Source organism: Roseibium sp. (genome assembly GCF_965229775.1).
GTDB lineage: Bacteria > Pseudomonadota > Alphaproteobacteria > Rhizobiales > Stappiaceae > Roseibium.
The window spans coordinates 4,627,282-4,640,968 of record NZ_OZ245929.1 but is presented as its reverse complement, the minus strand read 5'-3'; the positions used below and the strand labels follow the sequence as shown (position 1 = coordinate 4,640,968).

The window sequence follows — 13,687 nt, the reverse complement described above, 5'->3', positions numbered from 1 at the left end:
GGCCGGGTGAGGGATCAGAGCTATCAGCACGCCTCAGACGTTTGCCCCCTCACCCTGCCCTCTCCCCAGCGGGAGAGGGAAACCGGGGCGACGGATGTTGGGTCAATTCCGTCTGTTTGTGCGAATGGCCCCGCAACCCGCGCCGCCCCGGACCTGATCCGGGACCTGGGAAACACCTGGCAAGAGGCCCCGGTTCAAGGCCGGAGCGGCGAACAAAGATGGCCGCTGGATCGTCTGGAAATGGCCGCCCCTGCGGCGCGATGTTTGTATTTCGAAACACGCGATCTCGCTAAGGATGTAATTTTCACAACAACAATCAAATCAGGAGGAAAGACCCTTGCGCCATATTCTAACCACTCTGCTACTCGCCCTGATCGCACTGCCGGCCTTTGCCGATACCGAAGCGCCGCGGGGCCATGTGCTCGTAACGCTGGGTGGTGCCGTAACCGAAACCAACCTGCCCGCAAGACGTGAAACCGATGGCGGTCTCCTCGGGTTCCACGACATAACCTATGACATGGCGGTCGGCTTCGACGCAGCCATGCTGAATGCAATGGATCAGGTCGAGATCACGATCCCTTACGGTCCGAAAGACAAGCAGCGGGACATTTCCTTCTCCGGACCGCTTCTGTCCGACGTCATGATATCCGCAGGCGCTGACGGCAAAACCGCGTTGCCGCTGGCCATGGACGGCTACCAGGCGAAGATATCCTGGCAGAGCATCGACACGCATAAGCCCATTCTGGCAACCCATTCGGACGGAGTTCCAATGGGAATTGGCGGCTTCGGACCAACGATGATCGTGTTTCCGCCTGTCGAAGATGAAAGCCTGACGGAGGAGCACGCCCGCCAGCAGGTCTGGGCAATCGCCTATATCGGGGTCGAGTGATTGGTTGCCGTTGCGTTGAGACGTCCGACGGCAAAAGCAGCAAAGCCGCTTGCATCGGTTTGCCCGGAGAATCTGGCTCCAAGAACCTGGACATTCGCTGCAGTTGGCAGGTCGACGCCTTGAAGGTCAGTCCTCAAGCTGAGGAGGACCGGCAGATCCGTCTCGAAGGATCAGCGGCACATTCAGAGCCGCGTGGCCCATCCTTTGAGGCTCCGCTGCACTCCGCACCTCTGGATTAGGACGGATTGCCCAGCTTTTGAGACTGCCCGGTTCCGCGTTGAAAATCGGTTCGACGCAGAACCTCGACAAAGAAAGCCAATTTTTCAAAACAATATCAGAGAGTTGGCGACCCCGGCAGGATTCGAACCTGCGACCATTCGCTTAGAAGGCGAGTGCTCTATCCAGCTGAGCTACGGGGCCTGAAATCGAACCAGCCGAAAGACCGGTCGGACTACGTCTTAAAATCTGTTTTCGCATTCATGTCGATGCGGGTTTCAAGGTTTCAACAGGCAATCCTCGAACCGTCCCGCGTCCGGGGACACGAGATGCGCGGTCCGGCGTTTCAGTGGGTCCAGGGTGCGACCCGGTTGAATTTGAAATTGTCGGCATAGGCCGCGCCGCGCACCTTGCGTTCCTGCGCCTTTTCCACCCGGTGCGCGATGCCGTGGCGCTTGGCGTAGGCAACCGCCTCTTCCTGCGTGTCGAAATAAAGCTTCACCTGCTGCTTCATGTCAGACGACGAAGTGTAGCCCATCAGCGGCTCAACAGATTTGGCGACCTCCGGTTCATAGTCCAGGACCCAGCGCTGGGTCTTAGCCTTGCCGGACTGCATCGCGGTTTTTGCCGGACGATAGATGCGCGCAACCATGTCAACGTTCCCTGATCCGATGGTCGATGGTTCAACCTTCCGAAAAGCTTTTTCCCGTCTTTCTCCCGGAAGTCAACACCGTTCTGTAACGCATGCCTTACAGTGACGTAAACGACATGGGGTCAGAACAACGGCGTTCGTTGCGTAAACTTTCTGAATATTGACCCCATGGTGAGATGACAGGGACACGTAACTTGTGTTAATAGCTACTTTAGCGTGAAGGGACAAAGTGTTCCTTTGATCCCCAAGCTTCTCGCGCTCAATAAGAATGCCGGCTGGAACGGTCGGCGCAGAACACAACATCCAGGCTACAGAGTGGGCGCATGCATCATCAGTTTCACAAGACGCTCGGGGCCTACGTTCCCGAACACGTCACCCCATCAACGACGTCGCCGCTCAAACTGAAGTCAGCCGTCGACAAGGCAAACCTTGGTGAAATGTGGGACATGATCCTGACGCTGGATTATGGCGTCTCCAACGTGAACGAACTGCCGCACGACAGGCGCGACGAGTTTCTCAACGTGATGTCTCTCCTGCTCCAGGCCTTCGACCGCTAGGACTTCCGTCCCTGCCTTTGCAGCAATGAAGACTGACCCAGGTAGCCGCGAACCGGGCCTGAGCGTCCGGCCCTACCCCCATTCACTGAGCGCGTCCGAATATGTGCTGATGTCGCCGATATGCTCTGCCACCCAGTCCGGATTGTAATAGGTGTCCAGATAGCGTTCGCCGCTGTCGCACATCAGCGTCACGACTGAACCGCACTCACCGCGTTCCATGATGTCCCGGGCAGCCTTCAAGGCCCCCCAGAGATTTGTACCCGTCGACCCGCCGGCCCGTCTTCCGATACGCTTTTCCAGCCACAGGATGGTTGCAACGCTTGCCGCATCCGGCACCTTGAGCATGGAATCGATCACGTCGGGTTGAAACGAAGCTTCCACCTGCGGCCGCCCGATACCCTCGATCCGGCTGGACCTGGCCGAAGTGAGACCGGGGTCGCCGGACATGTAGCTTTCGTAGAAGACGGAATAGTCCGGGTCGACGACCATCAGTTCCGTGTCGTGGCCCTTGTAGCGGATATAGCGACCAAGCGTTGCCGAGGTGCCGCCGGTGCCGGCGCTCATGACGAACAGTCTCGGCACGGGATGAGGCTCGAACTCCATCTGCCGGTAGATGCTCTCCGCAATGTTGTTGTTTCCACGCCAGTCCGTTGCCCGTTCCGCAAAGGCGAACTGATCCATGAAAAATCCCCCGATCGAGCGGGCGAGCTCCACCGCTGCCCCGTGCATTTCCGGTGCCGACGCGACGTAGTGGACCTTGCCGCCGTAAAACTCGATCAGCCGGATCTTGCTGTGTGCGGTGCTTTCGGGAACCACCGCAATGAAGGGAACACCGATCATCCTGGCGAAATAGGCTTCCGACACGGCCGTACTGCCCGATGATGCCTCGACAACAGTGGTGCCTTCCGTGATCTTGCCGTTGCAAAGCGCGTAAAGAAAGAGGGAGCGTGCAAGCCGGTGCTTGAGACTGCCCGTTGGGTGTGTGCTTTCGTCCTTCAGGTAGAGATCCACGCCATCCAGGCGAGGTATCTGCAGCTTGAAAAGATGCGTGTCCGCTGACCGATGCGCATCCGCGGTGATCTTTCCGACGGCCTTGGCAACCCAATGATCCATGCGCCCCCCTTCCCATGATCCGACAGCCTTCCATTTCAGGCAGGATCTGACAAGAGCACACGTTTTTCAGCGTGTTGTTCACGCTCTTTGATGCGCCAAATGCCGGATTGAAACCGGCAACGAACCGGCTCCAACCCGACAAAAAATCCCGGGCACGCTGGCCCGGGATCAAGATCGGTTCGATCGGGTGCCGCAGGACAGCGGCGTTCAACAGGTCTTACTCGGCTGCAAGCAGCTCATCTGCCGCTCTTCTGCGCATTTCGTAACTCATGAGCTGGCTGAGATCGCTCGGACCGCCGACCTCGGTGGCGAGGTCCGACCCGCAAAGCGCATTGCAGAACGGCCCGGCAAACCCGTTCGCCGACCGCGGGGACATGCAAGAAATGACGCGCGCGTTGGCATGTTCGGATGCAATGCGTCGATGGACGCGCGACGTGGACATTGTCACCGGTGTGACCAAAAGGCTGGTATCACTATCCTGATGCACATCGTGATCCGGAAACTTCGACTGGAGTTCATTTACGATGACCGGCAACTCGCGATGTTCGGTCTCCCAGTTCAGGTAGGAGCCCAGTTGTCCGATCGAGGCCTTTGTCCCGGCAAGGCAGACCCTCAGCGTTGCCGGCCCGTTTTCGATAAGCGGAGCATCCTTGGCCGGATAAGCGCTGTTTTGAACAACCTTCACGAGATACTCGTAAAGATCATCCGAGAACGTGTGCTCAACACGCTCGACCACCTCGTCACCACTCCAAAGCTCGGCGCCGGAGGACGCGAATACGCCTCTGAACGCCTTTCTGACGCTGGTCGGCAGCCGCGCCATCAGTTCGTTGTAGGTCACGCTCGTCAAAAGGTAACAGTGCCGGGAGTTTGCAAAGGTGCGAAGGTAAACCGCAAAATCATGATCAATCTGGCAGCACGTGCCGGGGACCAGCGCCGCCAGGTCAAACACGAAGACATCTTCAGCTGTTGACACGGAGCGGCTGTCAAAAGACGTAAACTCGGCATGGGAAAGCATAAATAAACTCCTCCGGTTCATTCGTGAGGACAGGACTGCAATTCCTTTGCCAAAATCCGAGCGTATTTTGGATGTTGCTTTTTTCTATATTTTTCAATCGTTTAAACGCGTGAAGTCGCGCGCATTGTCAACAATTTCATTAATGGAAAACCTTAACGGGCAAAGCAATTCTCAAAATCGAACATTCCAATATTGAAACAGTTCCCGTTACGGCACTTATTTTAACTATAGCCATTAACAATCGCTCTTTCCCAAGGGTCAGACGTTTTCCCCGGACCGGCAAGGCGCTGCGGTTTGGACCAGGCAGGAAACCGGACAGAGAGACTCGTCCCCGGGGGTTCAACCCAGTGCAGCCCTGAAAATGCCCGCCCCGTCTCGGGGGAAGTCGGGCGAACCGGCCCGAACCGGAACAAGAATGGCATGACAAAGGACCTCAACCGTCCGCAAAAAGGCAGCAACCCGTGGACATAATGATGCTTCTCATGCCGCACCGATTTTCCTAACCCAATCAGGGAACGTGTTTTTGTGATTTGAGGAAACGCAGATGGCAAAGTGTTTTTACTGGAATGAACTGAACACGTCCGACTTTGCCGATATGGATCCCGAACGTGTCATCGCGATCCTTCCGACCGCCTCGACCGAACAGCACGGTCCGCATTTGCCGATCTCGACGGATGTCTCGATCGCGCGCGGCATGCTGGAGGAAACGCGCCGGCAATTGCCCGAAGACCTGGATGTTCTCGTGTTGCCGGTACAGGAAATCGGCAAGGCCAACGAGCACAAATATGGTCCGGGCACGCTTTCGCTCGGCGCCGACCTGCTGATCCCCGTATGGACGGCGATCGGCGAAAAGGTCAACGAGGCGGGCGTGCGGAAAATGGTCATCGTGAACTCGCACGGCGGCAATACCGATATCATCAGCATTGTTTCCCGGGAACTTCGCGTGCGCTTCGACATGGCCGTTCTGGTGACGCACTGGAGCCGGTTCGGACACCCGGCGGGACTGGTTTCGGAGCACGAGTCGCGTTTCGGCATTCATGGCGGCGATGTCGAAACTTCGCTGATGCTGCATTTCCGTCCCGATCTTGTCCGGATGGAAAACGCCGAAAACTTCCGGTCAAGGGCCGAGGACATGAAGGCCGCCTCGAAATACATTCAGCCGACACCGCCGCACGCGCTGGCCTGGATTGCGCACGACCTCAATCCCGCCGGTGTGGTCGGTGATGCCTCCAATGCGACGGCCGACAAGGGGTCGGCCATCTGCGCGCATCAGGTGTCCGGCTTCATCGACATGCTGAACGACTTCGCCGCATATCCGCTGTCAGGTCTTTATCGGCCCGAATGATCCCCTTTGTGCCGGCAGGTTGCCGACTTTCTGCAGGTCCGCGACCAGCGCACCGAGTTCCTTCAGCAGGAACTCGATGAAGAGGCTTGTCGACGCGTCCACCGAGGCCCTCGCCCGGGTGAAAAGCTTCATCGGCTGGTGATGCGTCTGCATGGCGGCGAGCGGCCGGAACACCAGTTCGCCCCGCCGGCACTCGGCGACCACATCAAGCGGATTCAGCAGGCTTATGCCTATCCCCCGGCGTACCAGCTGCCGCACGGTCTCCGACGAATTCGTTTCGAGGACTGGCTCGACAGGCACAGGGATCGAGGACAGGACAAGGTTGATGACATCCCTCAGGCTTGTTCCCGATTGCGCCAGCACCATACGCTCCTGCACAAGATCCACGAGGTCGACGGGGCCTGTGCCCGCCGCGAGCCTGTGCTCCGGCGGCACGACCGCACCGATGGGAATATCGAACGTCGCGAGGGAGCGGATGCCCGGCATCGCCGCGATGTTGAATCCAAGGCCAATGTCCACATCGCCGGTCAGGACCGGATTGACCGTGGTGGTTCCCCCATCGCTGCGCAGCTTGATATGTACCCTCGGGTTCTGTTCGATGAACTGTCCGATGATCTCCGGCAGCGGCCCTGAAGCGAGCCCGATGGTCGTGACCAGCGAAATGCGCCCGGCTTGCGGCATCTTGAGCGCCCTGATGCGAGTCTCGAGTTTTGAAAAATCCTTCAGGACGTCGCGCACGTGCTCGATACACAGCTCCCCGGCGGCCGTGAGGCGAAGACCCCGTGGGAGCCGCTCAAACAACGGCACTCCGAATTCTTCCTCCAGCGCAAGAATTTGGCGGTTGATCGCGGAAGACGAGACATTGAGGCGATCCGCGGCTTTGCGGATCGACCCCGACCGGGCGATCTCGTCAAGATACTGAAGTTTGCGGGAATGTAACTGCGTCAACGACCGCCTCCTTTTTGTGCATGAAGCACAAATGATCACCACCCGAAATACGTGATGACTAATAGTCATCGCTGCAGGCGAATTTTGATGCTTTTCAACGCGCACTTCAAGGGCTCAAATATTATCGAAAAGTGCGGTTACGCGGCAGATTTGCTTAATTGGAGGGTATGAAATGACCGTTTTCCCGTCTGCAAGGACGCTTCTTGCAACTGTTCTCTTGGCCGGAACCGCGACTGCGCCGGCCCTCGCCCTGGACGAGGTCACCTATGGCACAAACTGGCTGGCTCAGGCAGAGCACGGCGGCTTCTATCAGGCGGTCGCCGATGGCACTTACGAGAAATACGGCCTGAAGGTCACCATTGCACCCGGCGGCCCGCAGGCAGCGAATGACGCCCTCCTGATCTCCGGCAAGATCGATTTCTACATGGGCGGCACGCTCAAGGGGTTCGACTACGTCAAGGAAGGCATTCCGCTGATCAACGTCGCCAGCATGTTCCAGAAGGACCCCCAGATCCTGACCGCTCACCCCGATCAGGGCATTGAAAAGTTCACCGACCTGACGAAACTCGACACCATCTTCATGGGCAAGGACGGGTACGTCACCTACTTCGAATGGATGAAGAAGAATTTCGACGGCTTTACCGACGCGCAATACAAGCCTTACACGTTCAACCCGGCCCCGTTCATCGTCGATCCGAAATCAGGGCAGCAGGGCTACCTGACATCAGAGCCCTACGAAATCGAGAAACAGGCGGGATGGGCGCCGAAGGTGTTCCTTCTGGCAGACGAGGGCTGGACGCCCTATTCCACGATGATCACCACATCCAAGGCCCTGGTCGACGAGAACCCTGATCTGGTTCAGCGTTTCGTCGATGCGTCCATCGAAGGCTGGTACAACTATCTTTATGGCGACAATGCCGCCGCAAACGAGCTGATCAAGAAAGACAACCCGGAAATGACCGACGGGCAGCTCGCGTATTCCCTCGCCAAGATGAAGGAATACGGCATCGTCGATTCAGGTGACACACTTGAAAAAGGCATCGGATGCATGACCGATGCGCATTTTGAGGCGTTTTTCGACACGCTCGCCTCGATCGAGGTTGTCGATCCGGCCCTTGACTACAAGCAGTCATATACCGTTGAGTTCGTCTGTAAGGGAGTTGGTCTCGACCTGAAAAAGTAAGGTCGAACCGGCGTTTTTTCCGCCCCGCATGCCGACGTGCGGGGCGGCGCTCACACTTTCCAGAGTTCAAGATGGTCATAGCCGAACAAGGCAGCTCAGAAACGCATCTGCAACCGACCGCCGACGTCAACGCCTCTCGCTCCCTTGTCGAGATGAAGAATGTCACCAAGGTCTTCTCAAACGGCACCGTTGCCCTTTCGGACATGTCGATGACGGTCATGCCGGGCGAATTCATAAGCCTGCTCGGCCCGTCGGGCTGCGGAAAATCGACCGCCCTCAGGATCATCGCCGGGCTTGGCGGCATCTCCGAGGGGATCATCGACTGGCCGAGTTTCAGGATCAACGCGCGCGGTCTTCCAGACGGCGACATCAGTTTCGTGTTTCAGGAACCGACCCTGATGCCATGGCAAACCGTCTTCGGGAATGTCTATCTGCCGATGCGCCTCAAGGGCATTTCCAGGAAAGCCGCGAACGACCGCATCATGTCCGCGCTGGAAAGCGTCGGGCTCGCCGATTTCCACAAGGCCTATCCGAGGGAACTGTCCGGTGGCATGAAAATGCGGGTTTCGATTGCGCGTGCGCTCGTCACGGAACCCAAGCTTCTTCTCATGGACGAACCTTTTGCCGCACTCGACGAGATTACCCGCCAGAAACTCAATGATGACGTTCTGGCGCTTTGGAAATCGACGGGAATCACGGTCGTTTTCGTGACGCATTCGGTGTTTGAATCCGCCTACCTCGCCAACCGGATCGTTGTCATGAAGGCCAGGCCGGGCCGGGTCGATTCCGATTTTCCGCTGCACACAAGTCTGGAGCGGGACAGTCACTACCGGACCTCGGAAGAGTACCGTCAGGCCTGCTCCGAAGTCTCTGCCAGGTTGTCCGAAGCGATGGGGGGCGAGGAACACGCATGACAGTCCCGGTCGAAAAGGTTCAGGTGACCACCAAAAACAGGGATGGCCTCGACAGCATGTCCGCCAGTGCCGCGCGGCCTGGCGCTGTTCAGTTGCCGACAAAGGAAACCGCGGCCGCGCAAAAACGGCGGGAACGCCTTCTCACGATCAGCATACCTTTGTGCGTGATCGCGTCGCTGATTGTCCTTTGGCATGTCGTCGTGACCGTCAACGAGATCCCGCACTACATCCTGCCCGGGCCGTGGCTGGTCGTGAACTCGCTGGTGTCCGACTGGCATATCCTGCTGCCCGCGCTCTGGGTGACGACCAAGATCACGCTCATGTCGCTGGCACTCGCACTGATCGGCGGCGGCGGAATGGCGATCCTGCTCGTCCAGTCTCGCTGGATCGAAACCGCTCTTTATCCGATCATGGTCATCCTGCAGGTCACGCCGATCATCGCGATCGCGCCGCTGATCCTGATCTATGCCCCGACAACGCAGAGCGCGCTTCTGATCTGCGCATTCGTGGTCGCGTTCTTCCCGATCCTCTCCAACATGGTTCAGGGGCTGAAGAGCGTCGACCACAATCTGCTCAATCTCTACGAACTCTACGGCGCGACCCGCTGGCAGACGCTGATCTATCTGAAACTTCCCTCGTGCCTGCCCTACTTCATGACCGGACTCAGGATCGGTGGCGGACTGGCGCTGATCGCAGCGGTGGTGGCTGAATTCGCCGCCGGTTCCGCCGGGGCCGGTTCGGGCCTTGCCTTCAGGCTCCTGGAATCGCAGTTCCGGCTCAACATTTCACGGCTGTTCGCAGCCCTCTTCCTTCTTGCCAGCCTCGGCGTCCTGATATTTGCACTCACCTCGTTTATCTCCTGGTGGACCCTGCATCGCTGGCATGAAAGCAGCCTGAAACGGGAAAACTGATGCAGCTCGACCTTCCCAGAGGAAACCGGTTTGCCCTGCGCTCCGCGACGCTTCCGAGCGTGCTTGCACCGGAAGGCACCGGCGCGGCGAAGGACGGCTTATGCGCTGCCGATCTCGTCATTTCAGACGGCAGGATCGAAGCCGTTCTGAGAGCCGGTTCGGCCCCGGCAGATATCGACGGCGTCGACCTGGAGGACCGGATGGTCTGGCCTTGCTTCACCGACATGCACACGCATATCGACAAGGGCCATATCTGGGACCGGCAACCCAATCCGAACGGAGATTTCGACGGCGCCCTGACGGCGGTGCGGGCGGACCGGGAAGCCAACTGGCACGCGAAGGATGTCGAAACCCGCATGGACTTCTCCCTGCGCTGTGCCTATGCGCATGGGACAAGCCTGCTCCGAACCCATATCGACAGCCTGGCACCGCAGCACCGGATCTCGTTCGAAGTCTTTTCGGACATGCGGACACGCTGGAGCGATCGCATCAAGCTTCAGGCCGTTGCCCTCTTTCCGATCGACGCAATCGACGACGAGGACTATTTCTCCGACCTCGTGAACGTCGTTGCGGCACATGGTGGCCTGCTCGGTGGTGTCACCTATCCGATGCCGGATCTCGACAGCCGTCTCGACCGGCTGTTTCAGGCAGCGTCCGGGAAAGGACTGGATGTCGATCTCCACGTCGACGAAACGCAGGATGCCAGCGTGCTCACCCTCGCCGCCATCGCGGACGCCAAGCTGCGCAACGGCTTCGAAGGCGCGGTCACGGTCGGACACTGCTGTTCGCTTGCAAGACAAGACGAGGATACGGCCGCGGCAACCATCGCGAAGGTCAAACAAGCCGGCCTTTCCGTGGTTTCCCTGCCGATGTGCAACATGTATCTGCAAGACCGGCATTCGGGCCGGACCCCGCGATCGCGCGGGATCACCCTGTTGCATGAACTCATGGCGGCGGACATACCCGTCGCGGTCGCTTCCGACAACACCCGCGATCCGTTCTATGCCTACGGAGATCTCGACATGGTGGAGGTCTTTCGCGAGGCTGTCAGGATCGCTCATCTCGACCACCCGCTCGACACTGCGGCCAAGCTCGTGACCCGTGTGCCGGCGGATATCCTTCAGGAACCGGGTGCCGGCCGGATTGCCGAGGGCCGCGCAGCCGATCTGGTTCTGTTCAACGCAAGAACCTGGAGCGAATTTCTGTCCCGTCCGCAAGCGGACCGCATCGTGATGCGGAATGGCATGGGCATCGACCGCCGCCTGCCGGACTATCGTGAACTTGACCCACTGATGAGAGGCTGACGATGGCCGATTACGAAAAGATCAAGGCTGAGCTCGACGGTGTGGCGGTGGAAGACAATCCGCGCCTCGTGCAGGCGAAGAGCCGGGACTTCTACTGGTATTCCCCGGTTCTGAAACGCCAGCTCGACAACGTCACCGGAGATCTCCTGATCTCGCCGAAGAACGAGGACGAAGTCATCCGGGTCCTGAAGACCGCCTTTGCGCACGGCGTTCCGGTGACACCACGGGGAACAGGTACGGGCAATTACGGCCAGGCCATGCCGCTCTCCGGCGGGATTGTGCTCGACATGTCGCGCATGGACGAGGTCAAGGAAATCGCACCGGGACGCGTGGTGTGCGGACCGGGGATCGTGATGGCCAAGCTGGATGCGCAGACGCGGGACCATTCCGGCCAGGAACTGCGCTTTCATCCCTCAACGGCGCAGACGGCCACGATCGGCGGGTTCATTGCCGGCGGATCCGGAGGGGTGGGTTCGGTTCACTGGGGCGGCCTGCGCGACCTCGGCAACATCCTGCGCCTGCGTATCGTCACGATGGAGGCCGAACCGCGCGTGATCGAGCTGTCGACCTGGGACCTGCAGAAAGTCAGCCACGCCTACGGAACCAACGGCATCATCACCGAGGTCGAGATGCCCCTGACCACGGCATACGACTGGGTCGACGTGATCGTCGGCCACGACACCTTCATGGATGCCGTCGTCTTCTCCGACAGGCTCGCGCGCAGCAACGGACTTCTCCTCAAGGAAGTCGCTCCGATCGCAGCGCCCATTCCCTTTGACTATTTCACCCGCCACAAACCCTGGCTGAAGGAAGGCGAAGCGGTGACCGTACTCATGGTCGCGCCGCAGTCCATGTCTGCCGTCCTGGCGCTTGCCGAGCGCATGAAGGGTAGTCTTCGGTTCCGGTCCGACGAAGTGGAGAGCATGAAGGGCATTCCGCACGCCTACGAACTCGCCTGGAACCACACCACGTTGCGCGCACTCAAGTTCGACAGCTCCTTCACCTACCTGCAGACACAGTATCCAAGCCCCAACCACGTGGAACTCGTGCAAAAGACCACGGAAATGTTTCCCGGTGAGATCTTCGGGCACCTGGAATTCCTGCGGTTCGACGGTCAGGTTCAATGCTCCGGCCTGCCGCTGATCCGGTTCACCACGGAAGAACGGCTGGACGAGATCATCCGCCTGCACGAGGAAAACGGGTGCGCGGTGTTCAATCCGCACAGGTACACGCTGGAAGAAGGCGGCATGAAGCGCACGGACCAGGTACAACTGGACTTCAAGAAGGAAACCGACCCGAAGGGCCTGCTCAATCCGGGCAAGATGATCGCGTGGGAAAATCCGGATTTCGATTTTAATGCCGGCGGAACCTATCTCTTCCCCGGGCTTCAGTCCTTCGCCGAGGCGTGAGCGAATGCGAGTACTGGTTCTGCATTCCCACCCGCAGGAGGCAAGCTTCGGCCGTGCCCTCTTTCACAAGACCTGCGAAAGCCTGGAAAAGGCCGGCCATGAAGTCGATCGCTGCAATCTTTATGACGAAGGCTTCGACCCCGTCCTGTCGGCCCATGACCGGGACATCTACCACACGGTTCCGGACAACAGGAAACTCGTCGACGGCTATTGCGAGCGGCTGCAGGCCTGCGAGGCGCTCGTCCTGTGTACGCCGGTCTGGAATTTCGGCTTTCCGGCGATCCTGAAGGGGTATTTCGACCGGGTCTGGCTGCCCGGCGTTTCCTTCGACCTGGAAGACGGCAAGCTGACGCCGACACTGCGCCATATCCGGAAGCTCGGGGCCGTGATGACCTATGGCGGCAGCCGGTGGCGTGCGCTGCTCGTCGGCGATCCGCCGCGCAAGATCGTCAAGCGCGTGATCCGCGCCCAGATCAAGATCGGTGCGCCGGTCAAGTATCTGGCGCATTACGACATGAACAACTGCACGCCGGAAACGACCTCCGCGTTTTTGAACAAGGTCGGCGCGGAAATGGAACGTTTCTGACGCCGGCCGTCTCTGCACATTTGGTCATGATCCGGCCGCGGACCTCTTTCAGAAGATCTTCGCGGCCGTGACCTCGACTTCAACCAGGAACTCCGCGCGCGTAAAGCCGCCGACAACCAGCAGAGTCGAGACCGGCTTGATCGAACCAGTGTACCGGTCCCTCACCGCCATGTAGTCGGCGAAGTCTTCGCGACGCGTGACGAACCCCGAGATCCTAATCACGTCCTCAAAGCTCATGTCCGCTTCACGCAGGATCGCACCGATCGCTTCGAAGCAGATCTCAGCCTGTCCGGTCACGTCCGCGGGGATTGTGTCATCCGGCCTGATGCCGAGCTGTCCCGACGTCACCAGGAGGCTTGCACCCGGAGGCACTTGAAGACCGTGATTATAGGCTCCGAAGGGCGCGCGCACTGATGTTGGATTGAAGGTTCTTTTTCCCGGATCGCTGGACATGGACTGGACGACTCGTTTGTTGGAGTTGGCGGACCGGTATCGATCCAGGCCCCTCATATCATTCTCCTGCCTCAAAAGCGGGTCAACCACTGGCAAATAATGATATTTTTACGCTTGCCCCTGCAGACACTATCAATAATTGCATCACTTAGTTTGACAATTTTCACGTGTCGTTTATTCTCATAATCTGGC

General features: G+C 58.9%; 14 protein-coding genes and 1 tRNA gene. 9 read left to right on the top strand and 6 right to left on the bottom strand.

The window, feature by feature from the left end:
- Nucleotides 1-337: 337 nt before the first annotated feature.
- Entirely contained in the window at nt 338-889 is a 552-nt protein-coding gene (locus ACO07N_RS20905) for a hypothetical protein (protein ID WP_421982877.1), read from the top strand.
- Nucleotides 890-1,232: 343 nt separating this feature from the next.
- Here the strand turns inward: ACO07N_RS20905 and ACO07N_RS20900 are convergent.
- Nucleotides 1,233-1,309, bottom strand: a tRNA-Arg gene (locus ACO07N_RS20900).
- Between the two features lie 142 nt (nt 1,310-1,451).
- Nucleotides 1,452-1,757: an ETC complex I subunit gene (locus ACO07N_RS20895; protein ID WP_319387289.1), complete on the bottom strand. Its 306-nt coding sequence runs from the start codon at nt 1,755-1,757 to the stop codon at nt 1,452-1,454.
- A gap of 323 nt (nt 1,758-2,080) precedes the next feature.
- On the opposite strand from ACO07N_RS20895, the gene ACO07N_RS20890 reads away from it, so the two are divergent.
- Complete coding sequence (locus ACO07N_RS20890; RefSeq protein ID WP_306146057.1) at nt 2,081-2,314, top strand: hypothetical protein; 234 nt, start codon at nt 2,081-2,083, stop codon at nt 2,312-2,314.
- 72 nt (nt 2,315-2,386) lie between these two features.
- Here ACO07N_RS20890 and ACO07N_RS20885 read toward each other — a convergent pair whose 3' ends face one another.
- Nucleotides 2,387-3,427 (bottom strand): PLP-dependent cysteine synthase family protein, encoded by a 1,041-nt coding sequence (locus ACO07N_RS20885; protein WP_421982876.1) that lies wholly within the window; start codon nt 3,425-3,427, stop codon nt 2,387-2,389.
- Nucleotides 3,428-3,644: 217 nt separating this feature from the next.
- A complete protein-coding gene (locus ACO07N_RS20880) occupies nt 3,645-4,400 on the bottom strand; it encodes a hypothetical protein (protein WP_421982875.1) in 756 nt (251 codons plus the stop codon).
- Between the two features lie 586 nt (nt 4,401-4,986).
- On the opposite strand from ACO07N_RS20880, the gene ACO07N_RS20875 reads away from it, so the two are divergent.
- Complete coding sequence (locus ACO07N_RS20875; protein ID WP_421982874.1) at nt 4,987-5,787, top strand: creatininase family protein; 801 nt, start codon at nt 4,987-4,989, stop codon at nt 5,785-5,787.
- Here ACO07N_RS20875 and ACO07N_RS20870 read toward each other — a convergent pair.
- A complete protein-coding gene (locus tag ACO07N_RS20870; protein ID WP_421982873.1) occupies nt 5,764-6,735 on the bottom strand; it encodes a LysR family transcriptional regulator in 972 nt (323 codons plus the stop codon). The genes ACO07N_RS20875 and ACO07N_RS20870 overlap by 24 nt on opposite strands.
- Before the next feature lie 172 nt (nt 6,736-6,907).
- Here ACO07N_RS20870 and ACO07N_RS20865 point away from each other — a divergent pair, with 172 nt between their 5' ends.
- The 6 genes from ACO07N_RS20865 (at nt 6,908) to ACO07N_RS20840 (ending at nt 13,042) form a co-directional block, all read left to right on the top strand.
- The gene (locus ACO07N_RS20865; RefSeq protein WP_421982872.1) at nt 6,908-7,918 is read left to right on the top strand and encodes an ABC transporter substrate-binding protein; all 1,011 of its coding nucleotides are present in this window, start codon (nt 6,908-6,910) and stop codon (nt 7,916-7,918) included.
- A gap of 152 nt (nt 7,919-8,070) precedes the next feature.
- A complete protein-coding gene (locus ACO07N_RS20860) occupies nt 8,071-8,832 on the top strand; it encodes an ABC transporter ATP-binding protein (protein WP_421984466.1) in 762 nt (253 codons plus the stop codon).
- A 56-nt stretch (nt 8,833-8,888) separates the two neighbouring features.
- Nucleotides 8,889-9,743 (top strand): ABC transporter permease, encoded by an 855-nt coding sequence (locus ACO07N_RS20855; RefSeq protein ID WP_421984465.1) that lies wholly within the window; start codon nt 8,889-8,891, stop codon nt 9,741-9,743.
- Nucleotides 9,743-11,047, top strand: coding sequence for a cytosine deaminase (locus tag ACO07N_RS20850; protein ID WP_421982871.1), 1,305 nt, complete (start codon nt 9,743-9,745; stop codon nt 11,045-11,047). Before ACO07N_RS20855 ends, ACO07N_RS20850 begins: the two co-directional genes overlap by 1 nt.
- 2 nt (nt 11,048-11,049) lie before the next feature.
- Nucleotides 11,050-12,456: an FAD-binding oxidoreductase gene (locus tag ACO07N_RS20845; protein ID WP_421982870.1), complete on the top strand. Its 1,407-nt coding sequence runs from the start codon at nt 11,050-11,052 to the stop codon at nt 12,454-12,456.
- A 4-nt stretch (nt 12,457-12,460) separates the two neighbouring features.
- Complete coding sequence (locus ACO07N_RS20840; RefSeq protein ID WP_421982869.1) at nt 12,461-13,042, top strand: NAD(P)H-dependent oxidoreductase; 582 nt, start codon at nt 12,461-12,463, stop codon at nt 13,040-13,042.
- 48 nt (nt 13,043-13,090) lie between these two features.
- Here ACO07N_RS20840 and ACO07N_RS20835 read toward each other — a convergent pair whose 3' ends face one another.
- Nucleotides 13,091-13,495 carry a RidA family protein gene (locus ACO07N_RS20835; protein WP_421984464.1) on the bottom strand — a complete coding sequence of 135 codons (405 nt, stop codon included), beginning with the start codon at nt 13,493-13,495 and terminating at the stop codon, nt 13,091-13,093.
- Nucleotides 13,496-13,687: the final 192 nt, after the last annotated feature.

Coding starts and splice junctions, on each gene's coding strand:
- ACO07N_RS20850 (WP_421982871.1), top strand. CDS start 9,743: ATGCAGCTCGACCTTCCCAGAGGAAACCGGTTTGCCCTGCGCTCCGCG.
- ACO07N_RS20835 (WP_421984464.1), bottom strand. CDS start 13,495: ATGTCCAGCGATCCGGGAAAAAGAACCTTCAATCCAACATCAGTGCGC.
- ACO07N_RS20895 (WP_319387289.1), bottom strand. CDS start 1,757: ATGGTTGCGCGCATCTATCGTCCGGCAAAAACCGCGATGCAGTCCGGC.
- ACO07N_RS20890 (WP_306146057.1), top strand. CDS start 2,081: ATGCATCATCAGTTTCACAAGACGCTCGGGGCCTACGTTCCCGAACAC.
- ACO07N_RS20855 (WP_421984465.1), top strand. CDS start 8,889: ATGTCCGCCAGTGCCGCGCGGCCTGGCGCTGTTCAGTTGCCGACAAAG.
- ACO07N_RS20845 (WP_421982870.1), top strand. CDS start 11,050: ATGGCCGATTACGAAAAGATCAAGGCTGAGCTCGACGGTGTGGCGGTG.
- ACO07N_RS20840 (WP_421982869.1), top strand. CDS start 12,461: ATGCGAGTACTGGTTCTGCATTCCCACCCGCAGGAGGCAAGCTTCGGC.
- ACO07N_RS20875 (WP_421982874.1), top strand. CDS start 4,987: ATGGCAAAGTGTTTTTACTGGAATGAACTGAACACGTCCGACTTTGCC.
- ACO07N_RS20865 (WP_421982872.1), top strand. CDS start 6,908: ATGACCGTTTTCCCGTCTGCAAGGACGCTTCTTGCAACTGTTCTCTTG.
- ACO07N_RS20885 (WP_421982876.1), bottom strand. CDS start 3,427: ATGGATCATTGGGTTGCCAAGGCCGTCGGAAAGATCACCGCGGATGCG.
- ACO07N_RS20860 (WP_421984466.1), top strand. CDS start 8,071: ATGAAGAATGTCACCAAGGTCTTCTCAAACGGCACCGTTGCCCTTTCG.